This is a genomic window from Nocardia gamkensis NBRC 108242, from assembly GCF_001612985.1.
Lineage (GTDB): Bacteria > Actinomycetota > Actinomycetes > Mycobacteriales > Mycobacteriaceae > Nocardia > Nocardia gamkensis.
The window spans coordinates 32,222-47,945 of the sequence record NZ_BDBM01000003.1 but is presented as its reverse complement, the minus strand read 5'-3'; the positions used below and the strand labels follow the sequence as shown (position 1 = coordinate 47,945).

The window sequence follows — 15,724 nt, the reverse complement described above, 5'->3', positions numbered from 1 at the left end:
ATTTTGGCAGGATGGCTACATGCCGACTCCGTCGCAACACACCAAGCCTGCGCCGCCCCTGCGTCGATTGTCAACGCCGCGAGCTGCCGCACTGGCCGGGGTGGTCTTCGCGGCATTGCTCGGTACAACGCTGGTCTTGATTCGGATCACGATGCCGGAACATGCCGAGAATTCGACGCAATGGCTACAGGATCGGCACGGCGTGATCACCACGGCAACAGTCCTGATGCCCTTCGCCGGAATCAGCTTTCTGTGGTTCATAGGCGTCGTGCGCGACGGGTTCGGACAGTATGAAGACCGGTTCTTCCTGTCGGTATTCTTGGGCAGCGGACTGCTCTTCCTGGCGATGATGTTCGTCGCGACCGCTGGTGCCGCGGGACTGGTGATGAGCAACGACAGCGTTACCGACCAGGGCGCCCGCGCCGAGGTGATCAACTACGGGCGTATGGTGGTGGTTTCGGCGAGCCAGACCTACGCGTTGCGGATGGCCGCGGTATTCATGATCTCGCTCGCGACGATCTGGGCGAAGACCAGGCTGATGCCCCGTTGGCTCGTCGGTCTCAGCTACCTGCTCGCTGTGGCGCTGCTGGTCGCCAGCGAGATGAACCGGTGGGTGACGCTGGTGTTCCCGGTGTGGGTGCTCGTGGTCAGCGGCTTGCTCCTGGCTCGCGCCGGACTGATCGACCAGCAGCGCGACGAGCGCGGCGAATCTCGGCGGCAGCTTTCATGAACGAGTCACCGTCGCGGCATTCGCCCGAATTGAAAATGCTCTATCAGGCGGTGGCGGACCGACACCTGCAACACGACAACCTGCTCTGGCAGGTGCCTGCCGTCAGCCTCACAGCTCAGGCCTTCTTGTTCAGTATCTCGATGGGAGCAGGCAACGACGCCGTCGCGCGGATCGCCTCCTCGCTGCTCGCGCTGAACGTGTCGGTCATTTCGATCATGCTGATGGCGAGCCATCGCCTCGCCGCACGTAAGGATGTGCTCTGGCTGGAGCGTTTCGAACAGAACGAACTCGCGGTCGGCACCTGGGGCGCACACGGCACGGCATTCGAAACACAACAAGACATCGCCGACCTGGACGCCGGATGGGTGGGCAACCTGATACCGATGCGGCAGATGTTCACGGTCTGGATCGTCGGACTCGCCTGCTTCGGCCTGGCCGCCGTCTTCATGATCCTACGGACACTCGTCGGCCTCGCCCGGTGAGCGGATCTCACCCGGCCGGGCGCCGATGGGCCCCGAAACGGAGACTCCCGGCATCTGGCGCATCCCGTCCTCTAGTGGCTTCCGGCCGATCGCAGTAACCTGGTTGAATCACGTCCTTTCCTCATCGTCGCGGAAAAAGTCATCGCTTCGGCCGGAGTACCGGTGTCGAAGCTGCCAGGTCGACGCAATCGCGACAGGACTTGGCGCCGGACCGTCCTGCACAGGGTGTGGTTCGGCAATTTCGCCGCACGGTTGACGCTCGCCGTGCGAGACCATAACAACCGGGTCGGGGTCGAGAACAAAACAAGCGCGTCATCGTCGGCGCGGCCGGGCATTGTCTGTCTCGGCAGATTTCGCTCACCCGCCAGCCGTCATGTTGGTTCGACGGCACCACATCGCTGGTCGGCTGGAATGCACGCGCATCGAACCAATCACTCGATATCGAGGCAACAAATATGTCCAGCAAAATGAGCAAGTTCGTCGCCGCAACCGCTATTGCCTTGCCCCTGGCCACTCTTGCAGCTCCGGCGGCTTCGGCCACCCCTCTTGGAACGGCGCCCGCCAGTTCGACATCCACAGCGGTCGTTCCTGCCGGGGGAACAGGATCAGGATGGGGATCAGTGGCAATCTGCTTCCCCCTGGGCAGCGTGGTCTGGTGCATCTGAGACCACCGGACAACGTCTGCACGCAAACCGGAAGGAGTCGCGAATAGACGACCTGGCATCCCCGGATTCCGCCTTCCCGGCGCCGGGGATGCCCCCGTACCGCCAGACGTATCGGCAATCAGGGCCCGTGTGCGTTGTTTCGTCGACGGGAGGCATGCCATGCCACAACTGAACATCTATCTCGAAGGCGGACCGGATGGTCTGGCCGAACACGCTCTGCCGCTTGCGCCGACCGCCGAAATCAAGATCCCCTATCGTGGCGGCTACGAGCACTTCATCCCGACACCACGGTTTCGCAATACCGCGATAGGCCGCGCGCGTGTATTCGAGTGGACCTACCGGACCATATCGCCGAAAAGCTCGTAGGCTCTCCGGCACCAAGTCCCGGCACAGTCTGCACTTTCCATCGCTATCTGCGGCTCTCGTGTCATGATGTGAGGCGATCCCGCGGCTCGCTTCGATCCGAGCGGGCGAGCCGGATCGAACAGGATGCGGGGGGTTTCCGAGCCTCGGGGATACCTCGCTCGAACCGCGCAGGGGGAGCGGAATGAGGGTATTCCTCAGCCACACGAGCTACGACGCCGGAGTGGTCAGGTACTTGCGCAGCCTGCTGGAACACGATCTCGGGGTCGAGTTCTTCCTCCTCCCCGACGACGCGCCGCACGGTCTCCCGTGGATCGAACAGATCAAGCTGGGTATCGAGAACAGTGACGAATTGTTCACCGTCATCACCCCGGAGTCGGTGCACCGCCCTTGGGTCTCGGCCGAGTGGGCATGCTTTTGGATGCAGGGTAAGCCGACGACACCGCTGCTCCTCGAGGTCGGCGTCGACCAGTTGTGGGAGCCGATGCGCGCATTCCAAACTGTCGACCTGCTCGACGTCTCGTCGTTGACCCGCTTTCTTCGCACCATCGCCGACCGAACCGGGTGCGAACCGACCTCCGGTGTTACTCCTGTAGCGCACCAGATGGTCAAGGAGATTCCGCGCATCCGTGAGAGGCAGGCCGTAGCTGATCTGGAGCGCACCCTGGAACGGCTGAAACGCACCGTCACCGCGAATCACACCAATGTGCGGGCCGGTGACGTTCGAGCCCTCATCGCTCGTGATCGCCTGGACGATCTGATCGCGATCGCGATCTCGGCGCAGGCCGCGCAAGTCAAGCAGAAACAGATCGCCGTGCACCTGGTCGATCTCGGGCGGTTCGGAGAAGCGGCACGGATCGGCGAACATATGCAGAACAGGGCGGAGATTCGCAATATCTGCCTGCAGATCGTCAAGGCGATGCCGCGCGGCGCGACCGGATGCTCCGATGAATGGGCCGCGCTGGACCGTCTACATCCGAAGCTCGGCAAACCCCAGCGTCGCGACGTGCTGGAATTCATGGACCGGAACGGTGTGGCTCCACTCGGCCGCTGGGCGCCCGCGGATTCGTTGGACGATTGTGGCGGATGACGGACCGGCCTGCAGCTTCAGGCGCGTACGCCGGGCTACTTCTCGCTGCCCGGGATGGTGCTCGGGGGGCGCCGGTCGCTGCGCCGGTGCTCGGCGAGTGCACTTGCTCGGAGCCGACTTCGATGCCCACTCCAATGGTTGTTTCAATCGTTTGCGCGCAGGTTCTCAGACATCTGAGACATCGCCTACGATGATCGAGTGATATAGCGATCGCAGTGTCGCCGAAGGTCCGATGCCGAGTTCGTTGCTCAGGCTCTCGCTGAATCTCTGATAAACATTTATCGCGTCGTGTTGCCGGCCGGAACGGTGCAAGGCGACCATTAGTTGATGGTGGAATGATTCACGTAATGGATACTCGGAAATGAGTTGAGACAGAGAACTGATGAGCTGGCCATAGTTTTTCTGTGAAAGTTGTGTCTCGATCCATAGGTTCCGTGCTTCCAGTTCGGCCTCCTCCGCCCAGGCGACGAACCCGCGAATAATCGGACCGTCGGCGCGCAGGTCGCCAAGTGCCGGACCGCGGCACAGTTGCAGAGCTGCGGTGAGTTCCTGATCTGCATCGGCCGACGCGCCGATCTGGAGGTAGCGCCGTCCTCTGTCCGTGTACTTCTTGAATTCGATCAGATCGAGACTGTCGCTGCCGAGCGAAAACGCATAGCCTGATGCGTACGTAGTGATGCCGCTGGCGGTGTCGATGGTGCGATTGAACAACTTCCGCAGCTGCGAAATGTAGACGTGCAGTGACGCGCAAGCCCTGCGGGGCGCTCGATCGGCCCAGAGCTCGGCGATGAGCTGTTCCTTGGTAAGGATTTGATCGCGTCTGATGATCAACACCGAAAGTAGGGTTCTTATTTTCTCGGCATTGAGCTGAGATTCGGTCCGACCGTCGAAGACACGAATGGGCCCGAGTATTTCGTAATGCACGGTATTCTCCCCTTGACGCATGCAGCTTTCCCTGGATAGATAACTGCCACCCCCTCGGCGCATGCATCCGACTAGATAGATAACTCCCACCCTCGAAGCTAGTTGAAGCCTCTACCTACGGCAAACGTAAAGCCGGAACGACTGTTGCCGATATGTTACCCGTGATTCTAGCGAGGTGTCGGAACAGAGGTCAGTGCGGCGAGCTCATGGCACGTGAGAGATAGATCACATCAAGGAGCGGTTGGAATCGCAGGTTCACCCGCTGGTCGGTGCCTGGATTAGGTGACCAACTGGTCGAGTACGTCGCTTTGGACAGACTTTAGAGATCCCTAAGCACCAGGCTCTATGTTGGGAGCATCACGCTGCGAAGGGGCATGTGTGAGGGGCTTTTGCCTCTTCGAGGGCCGGCGGGATCGATGGATCGCACCGGCGGGACCTGAGGTCGGATGTGCTTCGTGTGCGCATGCGAGCCGGTTGTGAGTGGTCGATCGATCGGGGTGGATTATGAGCGGTGAGTCGCGTAAGAATATTGCGATCGTCGGGCTGGCGTGCAGATTTCCCGGAGCGGCCGATCCGATGGAGTTCTGGCGTCTTCTGCGATCTGGTGAAACTGCCGTTGGTGACATTCCGGAAGCCCGCATGGATGCCGGCTATTTCTCGGATGATGCCCTTGGCATCGTCGACGGAGTGAATCTTCTGAAGGGGGGATTCCTGGATAGCGTCGATCGGTTCGACCCCGGTTTCTTCGGGATTTCTCCGCGGGAAGCGCATGTGATGGACCCACAGCAACGTCTGATGCTCGAGCTGGGCTGGGAAGCTTTCGAGGATGCGGGGATAACGTCGGACAATCGGCGCAATGACCGCGTCGGAGTCTTCATCGGGGTGTCCTCGGATGATTACTCCAAGTTATCGGTCAGAGCAGGAGTGTCAGGCATCGAGCTCCACTCGGCAACGGGGTCGAGCAGAGCGACCATCGCAAATCGCATATCTCATGCGCTGAATCTGACGGGTCCGAGCTTGTCCGTCGATACCGCACAGTCTTCGTCCATCGTTGCATTTCACCTCGCATGCGAAAGCGTGCGCAGCGGTGAATCGGCCATGGCGCTTGCCGGGGGGATCGGTCTGATAATCGCGCAGGAGAGTTCGGTGGCCATGGCGAAGGCCGGAGCGCTTTCGCCGGATTCGCAGTGTTTCACTTTTGATTCTCGTGCAAATGGCTATGTGCGAGGGGAGGGCGGCGGTGTCGCCGTCCTGAAGCCTCTCGATAGGGCAGTCGCGGATGGCGACCGTATCTATTGCGTTGTGCGGGGAACGGCGACGAATAATAATGGTCACGCCGGCGGGTTGACCGTACCGAGTCGTGCGGCGCAGGTCGCTGTAATACAGTCCGCACTGGCCGATGCGAGCGTCAAGGCAAAAGATGTCCAGTATGTCGAGCTGCACGGGACAGGCACGAGTGTCGGAGATCCAGTCGAGGCGGCGGCGCTGGGACAGGCTCTGGGCGTAGAACGGCCGAACGACCGCCCGCTGATGGTCGGTTCTGTCAAGACGAATATCGGTCATCTAGAAGGCGCAGCAGGTATCGCGGGAATCATAAAGGTGGCTCTGAGTCTGAGCTACGGGGAACTGGTGCCTTCCCTGAATTACGCCACGCCTAATCCGAATATTCCGCTGGATGATCTCAACCTGAAGGTGCAGACGCGGAGGGGTTCCTGGCCTCGGAGTGGGGAAAACCTGCTCGCAGGGGTCTCGGGGTTCGGGATCAGCGGTACCAACGCTCACGTGATTTTGGAACAGGCACCGGTCGAGCTCGGGACGCCAGTACCCGCCGACGACACCGACCGGTCCGAGGACGTTTCTGCGCCGTCACCTGTGAGTGACAAAGTTATGAATACCGTTGTGCCGATCGTAGTTTCGGCGAAGTCTTCGCGGGCGTTGGGTGGTCAGGCGGGGCGGTTGGGTGAGTTCGTGGCGGCTGATCTGGAGCTGTCGGCTGCGGATGTGGGGTTTTCGTTGGTGAGGACGCGGTCGGTGTTCGAGCATCGTGCGGTGGTGCTCGGGGTGGATCGTGGGCGTCTGTTGGCTGGGTTGGGGGCGGTGGCTGAGGGCAGGGACGCGGTTGGTGTGGTGCGGGGTGTGCCGGTTGCGGGGTTGAGTGCGTTGGTGTTTTCGGGTCAGGGCAGTCAGTGTGCGGGGATGGGTCGGGAGTTGTATGCGACTTATCCGGTGTTCGCTGAGGCGTTTGATGCGGTGTGTGGGGTGATGGATGGGTTGTTGGGTCGGTCGTTGCGGGAGGTGGTGTTCGCCGACGACGACGGTGGGGGGTTGTTGGATCGGACGGTGTTCACGCAGTCGGGGTTGTTCGCGATCGAGGTGGCGTTGTTTCGTCTGCTGGAGTCGTGGGGTGTGTGTCCGGATTTTGTGATGGGGCATTCGGTGGGGGAGTTGTCGGCGGCGCATGTGGCGGGGGTGTTGGGTCTGGAGGATGCGTGTGTGTTGGTGGCTGCGCGTGGTCGCTTGATGCAAGCCCTCCCTGGGGGTGGGGTGATGGTCGCGTTGCAGGGCAGCGAAGCCGAGGCAGCGGCCTTGCTGGCCGGTTGTGCGGGGCGGGTGTCGATTGCGGCGGTGAATGGTCCGTCGTCGGTGGTGATTTCCGGTGAACACGATGCGGTGACCCCACTGGTCCACAGGTGGGAAGCGCAAGGGGGTAAAGCTAAAAGGTTGCGGGTGGGTCATGGGTTTCATTCGGTGTGTATGGATCCGATGCTCGGGGAGTTCGAGCAGGTCGCGCAAGGGTTGAGTTTCGCGGCGCCGCGGATTGCGGTGGTGTCGAATGTGACGGGGTTGCAGGCCACGGTCGAGGAGTTGTGTTCGCCGGGGTATTGGGTGCGTCATGTGCGGGAGACGGTGCGGTTCCTGGATGGGGTGCGGTGGCTGCAGGACCGTGGTGTGAGGCGGTTTGTGGAGGTGGGTCCGGATGCGACGTTGACCACTCTCGGTCAAGGGTGCGTCAGTGGTGATGGTGCGACGGTGTTCGTGGCGACTCAGGGTGGGGATCGTCCGCAGGTCGCGGCGTTGCTGGAGGGTGTGGGGCGGGCGTTTGTCGCGGGTGTGGATGTGCGGTGGGATGCGGTGGTCACGGGTGGGCGTCGGGTCCAGCTGCCGACGTATGCGTTCGATCGTCAGCGGTTTTGGCTTGATACGCCGGTGTCGGCGGGGGATGTGTCGGCGGCGGGTTTGGGTGTGACCGGGCATCGTGGTCCGGGTGTGGGGAGCGAACTGTCGGTCACCGAGGCTGTCGTACCACCGTTGAGCTTGGAGGGGTTGTCCGATCTCGAGGCTGAGGCGTTGGTGGTGGAGTTGGTGGTGACCCAGGCCGCGATCGTGCTCGGACATGGTGACGGTGGCATGATCGAGGCCACTCGCGCGTTCACCGATCTCGGTTTCACCTCGATGACCGGGGTCGAGCTGCGTAACCGGTTGAGCGCGGCCACCGGACTGCGAATCCCGCTGTCGGCGATCTTCGACCACCCCACCCCACACACACTCGGCCAACACATCCGTGCGGCGACTCTGACGAACCTCTACAGCCCGTTGAGTTCAGAGGCCGCGGCGCCGGTGTCGACCTCGGCGGACGAGACTCTCGAACGGCGAATGGATAGTCCTGACGCGGATACGATAATTTCACTATTCCGTAGATCTCATGAATTGGGCAAGATCGACGACGGAATGAATTTGCTGCTCGCGGCGTCACGTCTGCGGCCGATGTTCGACGATCCGGATCTCGAAGTCGCGCCCGGTTTGATTCGGCTCAAGAATGGATCGCAGCGGTTCCGCGTGATTTGCATTCCTACGGTGACAGCGCTGTCGAGCGTGTTCGAGTACACGCGCTTCGTCGAGGCGTTCGATGGAGACGGGGAAGTCGTCGTCCTGCCCCCGCCGGGATTCCAGGACGGAGAGCGGCTACCGGCAACTGCCGACGCGATCGTGCGATTGCTGGCCAAGGTTGTCCAACGTACCTCGGATGGTTCCCCCTACTTCATGGTCGGCTACTCGTCCGGCGGGTACCTCGCCAGTTCCGTCGCCGACTGTCTCGAACAACGCGGCCTCGCCCCCGCCGGCACAGTCCTCATCGACACGCATGCCCCGAACGGGCAGACGATGACAAAGCTTCGCGAGGCCGTCGTTGCCCGGATCATCCAGAACGAGCATCCGCTTCATGCGGTGGGTGCTGTCCAACTGACCGCGATGAGCGCCTATCTCGACCTGTTCGCCGGATGGCGGATGGCGGAGGGTGCGGGCCCGTTACTGATCGTCGAAAGTGGTTCGGAGACTCGAACGGCGGTCGAACTCGGGAACCTCGGTTCCTCTACCGAAGTCGTCGGCAGCGATCACTTCGGCATGATGGAGGAAGGTGCCGCTCACACCGCGTCCGTGGTCGCACGGTGGATCGAAAATATTCTCGCAGGTGGAATTCATCGAAACCGGTCGATGATATGAGCAATGAAATGCTGAATGATTTCGAGCGACACAGTTTTTCGTATGGCGGAAAAACTCGCACGGTATACCGGCGGGGAACGGGTCCGGCGGTGCTGGTGCTGGCAGAAGTACCGGGCATAACGCCGAAGGTTCTCGACTTCGCGCGGCGCGTATCGGAGACCGGGTGTACCGCCGTGGTGCCACACCTGTTCGGCACGCCCGGATGGGATCCGGCGCAGAGCGGCCGGGTCGCGGCTGCGGTGCATCGCGCCTCGGTAATCGTGCCCGCATGTGTCAGCAGGGAGTTCGTCCTGTTCGCAACAGGACGAACTTCGCCGGTGGTTGATTGGCTGCGAGCACTTTCGCGTAGCGAGCACGAGCGCTGCGGCGGGCCGGGGGTAGGTGTGGTCGGAATGTGCTTCACCGGGGGGTTCGCTCTGGCGATGGCGGTCGAAGAACACATGTTGGCTGCGGTTATGTCCCAGCCATCGCTGCCTCTCGCGATCACGAACAGCCGGAAACGGACAATCGACGTGTCCGAGGAGGACCTGGGGATCGTCCGGCGACGCTGTGCGTCGAAGGAACTGGAGGTGCTCGGGATTCGGTTCGCCGACGATCCTGTTGTTCCCGCCGACCGTTTCGACTTCTTGCATGAGCGGCTCGGCGACTCGTTCACTTCGATCGTGCTGGACAGTTCGGCGGCGAATCCTGACACGCCTCTGAGGCCACACTCCGTGCTTACCGAGCATCTGATCGACGAGCCGGGCGAACCCACGCGTGATGCGTTGGATCAGGTCTTGAGCCTGCTGCGCGAAAAGTTGGTGCTGCGAACCGAAGACCCGAGCCGAACAAGTGGCTCGTAGGGGGTGCGAGCGGGTCTAGGCTACGGATTCACGTTGTGTCGCGGTGACGTGCGTTCTCGCTCTCGAACTACCAAGGCCACCGAATGGTGGCGGCTCAGAACGAAAGATGGTGCTGACGATGGCAAAGCCGGGCGACATGCTCGTTATCCCCGACACGGAATTCACCTTGAGGTTTATCACCACCGGTGCCGAAACCGACGGTCAGCTGCTTGTGACCGAGTGGTCCGCACCGGTATGGAGCGGTCCGCCGCCCCATTGGCACACCTCGATGACCGAGTCCTTCCATGTCTTGGCGGGTGTCATGACGTTCACGCTCAACGGATCCACGAGACCTCTGCGTGCCGGGGAGAGTGTCACCGTTGCCCCTGGCGAACATCATGACTTCAGCAATGACGGTCCGGACGTCCTGCGATGGCGACAGGAGAACAGGCCCGCTCTCCATCACGAGCAACTCTTCGAGCTGTTCCACACGATCATGACCAGGGAGGGCATCTCGGGCGCCCCGCAGCTGGGTGAAGCTGTCCGCCTCTTCCGGTATCTGGACGGCGGGATCAGCAGGATGTCCAGCTAGTTGCTCGTTCGCTCCTACTGAGCGCCCGCCTGCGCGATGTGGCACGGCGGTGCGGGGATGACCCGAAGTTTCGAAGCGCGCGTTCCGCATGTTCGAGGTATGTTAGGTTCAGCTGATGATCAGTTCAGTAGATCATCAGTAGCACTGACTATCGACGGCAGGTGCCGAGACGCCTCAGGCCGTGGTGCTGCCGGGGGAGTTCGCGGGCGTGGGGCCCGCAGAAATTGATGCAGCCAGGTTTGGCAAGAACCGAACAATAGGAGCCTCAGTGGTAACGAGACAGAAACACTCGGCCGAAACCGCGAAGGTCGGTGACGGCGTGGCCCGGCCGGGATGGACGCTGGCCGTCGTCTGTATGGCGACCTTCATGCTGATGCTCGACATCACAGTCGTGAATGTCGCGCTGCCGGATATTCGCTCTGATTTCGGCGCATCGTTCGCGGACCTGCAATGGGTACTCGACGCATACGCTATCGGCCTCGCGGTCTTCCTGCTGACCAGCGGATCACTGGCTGACATCCTGGGCCGTCGCCGGGTATTCATGATCGGCCTGGCGGTATTCACCGTCGCGTCCCTGGGTTGCGGTCTGGCGCCGAATGTGACGCTGCTGATCATCGCTCGGCTGCTGCAAGGACTCGCCGGTGCCACCCTGTTCGCCATCGGGCCCGCGCTGATCGGCCACGAGTATCAAGGGAACGACCGAGGCAAGGCCTTCGGAATCTTCGGTGGGGTCGCGGGCCTCGCGATCGCCTTCGGTCCGATGATCGGCGGCAGCATCACGGACTCGATGAGTTGGAGGGCGATCTTCCTTCTCAATGTGCCGATCGGGATCCTCGCGCTGGCCGCTGCGGCCTACCGTATGCGGGAATCGCGTGCGGCTACTCCGCCGCCCGTCGACTGGCCGGGTCTTGTCACCTTCAGCGCCGGATTGTCTTTCCTTGTCATCGCCTTCTTGCGTGGCGAGACCGATGGCTGGACCAGTCCTCTGATCGTCAGCATGTTCGTGGCGGCGGCTGTGCTGATCCTTGTGTTCGGAGTGATCGAGCGTCGCCGAGGTGAGAAGGCGATGCTCGATCTGACACTGTTCCGCAACGTGACGTTCAACGGCACCTCCGCGGTGACGATGATTTGCGGACTCGTCACCATGTCCGTGCTCTTCCTGCTGATCTCCTACATGCAGAACATCCTCGGCTACTCGGCCTGGGAGACAGGTTTGCGGTTCCTGCCGCTCACGCTTGCGCTGTTCGTCGCCGCCGCTCTCGCGGGAACGTTGACGACACAGGTGCCGCAACGCATCATCATGGGCGCATCTATGACTCTGATCGCCGTCGGCCTCACGCTGACGGTGTTGGTCGACGCCGACAGCGAGTGGACCGCACTCCTGCCGGCCATGCTTGTGATCGGAGTCGGGATGGGATTGTTCAATCCGCCCCGTGCATTCCTGTCGATCGCGATTGCGGCACCGGAGAAATCCGGTATGGCGTCGGGTGTCAACGAAACGTTCCAACAGGTTGGAATCGCGGTCGGCATTGCGTCGGTGGGCGCGTTCTTCCAGAATCGGGTGAAGGACGGATTCGCCGAGTCCGGCGTCGGCCACACCCTGGGCGACTCCGCGACCGATATCGGCGGCGCGATCGCGGCGGGCGGTACCCCGGGATTGGATTCCTCGATACCCCATGAGATGCTCGGAGACGTTCATACGGCGGCCAATACCGCGGTGGTCGACGGATTGCAGACAGTTTCCTTCGCGGCTGCCGCCTTTGCTCTCGTAGCCGCTGTCGTGGCATTCGCATTCATTCGGGAGCGTGATTTCTATGCGACGCCTGAAACCGAACCCGCTCGAGCTTCTGTATAGCGCTCGGTGCCGACCTGAAGGGGTATGATACCGAGAAAGACGTTTCGGCGAAGTGCTGCATTCGGCCGCACGGAATGGGAGTACTTGCATGCCATCACCTACGGGCAGCGCTTCGCTGAAAGCTCTGACCGGTCGCACAGGGTACCTGCTGTACCAATCGGGGCTTCTCCTGGTGCAGGCGGCCGAGGCCGCGTTGGAGGAAGCCGAGGGCGCCGGACTCAGGTACCTCCTCGTGCTGGAACTGCTCGGAAGCCGAACGGATACCTCTCAGCGGATGGTCGGCGAACTTCTCGATATCGATCGAACGACTATTGTGGATTTGGTCGACAAGATGGAAAAGAACGGTCATGTCAAGCGGTCTCGCAATCCACATGACCGACGTCGAAACGATCTCAATCTCACGGACAGCGGACATTCTGCACTGGCGGCGATGGCGTGCATCGTGCATGATGTAGAGAGCGAACTGCTTTCGGTGCTTTCGGCGGAGAACAAGACTCGTCTCGACGAAATGCTGACGGCGATTCTCGAACGGCAGTCGCCGGATTGCACGAAGCCGGGAATGCAGTGAAACCGCGCACGACGGCTATCTTTATTTTTGGACAGCAGGGGAAGCGCTCAGTGCTGGTCGAGTGATGGAATCCTGTGGGAGGGGATGCGGTGAAACCGAATTTGGACGTCCTGGTTGTAGGAGCTGGTCCCACCGGACTGGCTGCGGCGACCGAATTACGTCGACAAGGGCTTCATTGCCGAATTATCGACCAAGCGTCGGATCGTCCGATGAACCAGGCCCGTGCGGTGACGCTCTGGGACGGCGCCATGGATGTACTGCGGCGACAGGGAACTGCTGACCGCGTACGTGCGGAGGGGTTGCCGCTGGAGGTGATTCGATATTGGTCCGGCAAGAGTTCTATCGCGAGCTTCCATTTGAGTGGGAACCCCGCTGCCAAGGCGTCTCCGATCGTCATCACCCAACCGGCAGTGGAGTCCGCCATGGCGGATCGTCTCGGCGGGCTGGGTGTGGACATCGAGTGGAAGACCCGGTTGGCGAGCCTTGAAGACCACGGCGACGGGGTCGGAGTCACGATGGAGACGCCCTCGGGGATCGAGCGGCTCGAGGCCCGGTGGGTTGTCGGGTGCGATGGAATGCACAGTTCCGTCCGTGAGATGGCGGGAATCGCCTTCGAAGGCGCGCCGTACCCGCAATCGTTCATCCTCGGCGACGGGTTGATCGATGCGCCTATACCCCCTGGTGAAGCCCACTATCACCTGCATCCGGCGGGTGTACTGGTCACCCTGCCGTTGCCGAACGGGAATGTACGAGTATTCGCCGACGCGACGGCGATGTCCGCGTCCGATGCTCCTTTCTCCGTCGAGGAGCTGCAGGATCTTGTGAACGAGCGAGCTCCATACCGTCTCGAGATCCACGAACTGCTTTGGAGTACGCGCTTCAGGATCCACATGCAGCAGGCGGCGTCGTACCGGTCGGGCAGGTGTGTCATTGCCGGCGACGCCGCTCATGTGCACAGTCCGGCTGGAGGACAGGGGCTCAACACCGGAATCCAAGATGCCGCCAACCTCGCATGGAAGATCGGTCTGGCGGTCGGTGGCCATGGACACCCCGATGAGCTGTTGAGCAGCTACGAAGCTGAGCGCAAGCCGGTGGCCGCACGCGTCATGCAGGCCTCGCACCAGCAGACGAAGCTGTGGACCGTCCAATCCGGTCTGGGGCGCAGCATCAGAAACTTGCTTCTCGGCGGGATGAGTCGGACGGGGCTCATGGAGCGAAAGATCGTGCCGTCGATGGCACAGTTCGACCTGGACTACCGCCACAGCCCTACGGTCGGCAATCGTGGAGGGCGGCGGGCGATCGGCCACGGATTCGTCGATGCGAAGGTGACATCGAAAGCCGGATCCATCGTGTGGTTGAGCGATCTCCTGAAGGGGCCGCGCCACACGCTGCTGGTGTTCACGGGTCCCGCTGGTATCGATTCCGAAGTGCTGGGGCTGCTGAATCGAGCCGCGGAGGCGGAGGCCGTCGATATTTGTGTCTTCTCGGCTTCCGATCAGGCAAGATCGCCTGCTGTCGAGGCCGACGGATTGCCGGACCTCGACCGGTATTCGTACGTGCTGCCGAAGGACTTTGTTCTTTCTGGTGGACTGAAAGACTGCAAACTTGTTCTCGTTCGCCCCGATGGATACGTTGCCGACGCGGCGGATTCTTATGACGTCGATGAAGTCCTGACGCTTGCGGGGCTGCTGAGTATCTGATTCGGCCGCGACCGCCGTGTTGTGATGGTGGGCCGTTGACGGCTGTCGAGACCTCGCGCATGTCTTGTGCGTGTTCGAGTATGTTCCAACAATGATCTGATTGGTGAATGATGACCTCTGCTCATGTGAAATCCGGTAAAGCACTCGTCGTAGACTACGGCGGCGTGCTCACGAACCCTGTCGAGGAAACGATCGTGCATTTCGCCACGAAGATGGGATTCACCCCGCAGCAATTCATCGAGTCGCTCGTCAAGGCGTCGAATGTGCCCGGCGAGACAATTATGGGCGACTTGGAGCGGGGTGTGATATCTGAGGCCGAATTTACGCAGCGAATCAGCAAGGAACTCGCCGATATCACCGGCGTGGAACGCGATATGGGCGATTTCCGTGACGTTTGGTTCGCGGGTCGGCGGCCCAACTCGGAATTTCTGGAATATCTGGCCGGCATCAAATCGGAAGGTTATTCTCTGGCGCTACTCTCAAACAACGTGAAGGAGTGGGAGTCGCAGTGGCGGTCCATCGTCCCGGACGGGCTTTTCGACGTCACGGTGATATCGGCGGACGAGGGAATGCGTAAGCCCGACCTCGGGATGTTCGAAGTCACGGTAGAGCGTCTTTCATCGAATCCGGCAGATTGCCTGTTCGTCGACGATGACCTCGCGAACGGAGAAGCGGCCGAGAAGCTGGGAATGGTGTTCCATCGGTTCACCGATACACAGTCGGCTGTGCGGGCCATCGACAGTTGGTTCGGGCGCACTCCGTAGCCAGGTGTTCTGACATGCCGAGCCGCGGTCGGCGCGGCGTGCGATTCTCGAGTCGGATCCTAATTAAGAAGTCCGATTCGATAGATATTATTTGATTTGAGGTCGGAAAATGGGTAGTTCTCCGCATATCATGCCAGGTAAGTACAAGCAACTGGGCCTGATCAACTGGGTGATCGCTCGCCTCGGAGCCCGCAGGCAAGGGGTGCCCGACGCGCATCTGCTGAGCACTCTCGCGCGGGGAGCCGGCTTGTTCCGTGGCTGGTTCCACCTGTATACGCGGCTGATGATGTTCGGAAGCATGAGCAGCTACGACCAAGAGGTGGCGATCTTGCGACTGGCGCATCTTCGTAGTTGTGCGTACGAGCTGGAGCATCACAGAATCATCGGACGTAAGGCGGGCATCGATGACGAGCTTCAGGCCCGTGTTATCGAAGGGCCCGACGCAGCCGGGCTGGGCGCTCGTGAGCGTGCAATCATCACAGCGGTGGATGCGTTCGTTCTGAATCGTCGCATCGACGATACCGCGTGGAAAGGTCTGGCGGAGTTCTACTCGGAATCTCAGCTACTGGAATTCTGTCTCCTGGCCGGATTCTATGACTCGCTGGCAGCCACCATCGAATCGATCGGTATCGAGAGCGATTTCAACTAGTTCGTAGGGTGGTGACTCTCG

At 61.3% G+C, this 15,724-nt stretch carries 13 protein-coding genes; 12 read left to right on the top strand and 1 reads right to left on the bottom strand.

The window, feature by feature from the left end:
• Positions 1–19 precede the first annotated feature (19 nt).
• The 4 genes from NG1_RS01780 to NG1_RS01765 all read left to right on the top strand — a co-directional run bounded on the left by NG1_RS01780 (position 20) and on the right by NG1_RS01765 (position 3,330).
• Entirely contained in the window at positions 20–730 is a 711-nt protein-coding gene (locus tag NG1_RS01780) for a hypothetical protein (RefSeq protein WP_084498633.1), read from the top strand.
• Entirely contained in the window at positions 727–1,212 is a 486-nt protein-coding gene (locus tag NG1_RS01775; RefSeq protein ID WP_062967312.1) for a hypothetical protein, read from the top strand. Before NG1_RS01780 ends, NG1_RS01775 begins: the two co-directional genes overlap by 4 nt.
• A gap of 824 nt (positions 1,213–2,036) precedes the next feature.
• Positions 2,037–2,243 (top strand): DUF5988 family protein, encoded by a 207-nt coding sequence (locus tag NG1_RS01770; protein WP_062967310.1) that lies wholly within the window; start codon positions 2,037–2,039, stop codon positions 2,241–2,243.
• 181 nt (positions 2,244–2,424) lie between these two features.
• Positions 2,425–3,330, top strand: a complete 906-nt coding sequence (locus NG1_RS01765; RefSeq protein ID WP_062967308.1) for a toll/interleukin-1 receptor domain-containing protein — start codon at positions 2,425–2,427, stop codon at positions 3,328–3,330.
• A 165-nt stretch (positions 3,331–3,495) separates the two neighbouring features.
• Here NG1_RS01765 and NG1_RS01760 read toward each other — a convergent pair whose 3' ends face one another.
• Positions 3,496–4,275, bottom strand: coding sequence for an AfsR/SARP family transcriptional regulator (locus NG1_RS01760; protein WP_168434042.1), 780 nt, complete (start codon positions 4,273–4,275; stop codon positions 3,496–3,498).
• Positions 4,276–4,758: 483 nt separating this feature from the next.
• On the opposite strand from NG1_RS01760, the gene NG1_RS01755 reads away from it, so the two are divergent.
• The 8 genes from NG1_RS01755 (at position 4,759) to NG1_RS01720 (ending at position 15,703) form a co-directional block, all read left to right on the top strand.
• Positions 4,759–8,754 carry a type I polyketide synthase gene (locus tag NG1_RS01755; RefSeq protein ID WP_062967306.1) on the top strand — a complete coding sequence of 1,332 codons (3,996 nt, stop codon included), beginning with the start codon at positions 4,759–4,761 and terminating at the stop codon, positions 8,752–8,754.
• Positions 8,751–9,596, top strand: coding sequence for a dienelactone hydrolase family protein (locus NG1_RS01750; protein ID WP_062967304.1), 846 nt, complete (start codon positions 8,751–8,753; stop codon positions 9,594–9,596). Before NG1_RS01755 ends, NG1_RS01750 begins: the two co-directional genes overlap by 4 nt.
• A 106-nt stretch (positions 9,597–9,702) precedes the next feature.
• Positions 9,703–10,167 carry a cupin domain-containing protein gene (locus tag NG1_RS01745; protein WP_062967302.1) on the top strand — a complete coding sequence of 155 codons (465 nt, stop codon included), beginning with the start codon at positions 9,703–9,705 and terminating at the stop codon, positions 10,165–10,167.
• A gap of 268 nt (positions 10,168–10,435) precedes the next feature.
• Positions 10,436–12,022, top strand: a complete 1,587-nt coding sequence (locus NG1_RS01740) for an MFS transporter (RefSeq protein ID WP_245659750.1) — start codon at positions 10,436–10,438, stop codon at positions 12,020–12,022.
• Positions 12,023–12,110: 88 nt separating this feature from the next.
• Positions 12,111–12,590, top strand: coding sequence for a MarR family winged helix-turn-helix transcriptional regulator (locus NG1_RS01735; RefSeq protein ID WP_063910234.1), 480 nt, complete (start codon positions 12,111–12,113; stop codon positions 12,588–12,590).
• A gap of 74 nt (positions 12,591–12,664) precedes the next feature.
• Entirely contained in the window at positions 12,665–14,290 is a 1,626-nt protein-coding gene (locus NG1_RS01730) for an FAD-dependent monooxygenase (protein ID WP_084498631.1), read from the top strand.
• A 107-nt stretch (positions 14,291–14,397) separates the two neighbouring features.
• Positions 14,398–15,054, top strand: a complete 657-nt coding sequence (locus NG1_RS01725) for an HAD family hydrolase (RefSeq protein ID WP_062967296.1) — start codon at positions 14,398–14,400, stop codon at positions 15,052–15,054.
• 109 nt (positions 15,055–15,163) lie between these two features.
• Complete coding sequence (locus NG1_RS01720) at positions 15,164–15,703, top strand: carboxymuconolactone decarboxylase family protein (RefSeq protein ID WP_062967294.1); 540 nt, start codon at positions 15,164–15,166, stop codon at positions 15,701–15,703.
• The last annotated feature ends 21 nt before the right edge of the window (positions 15,704–15,724 follow it).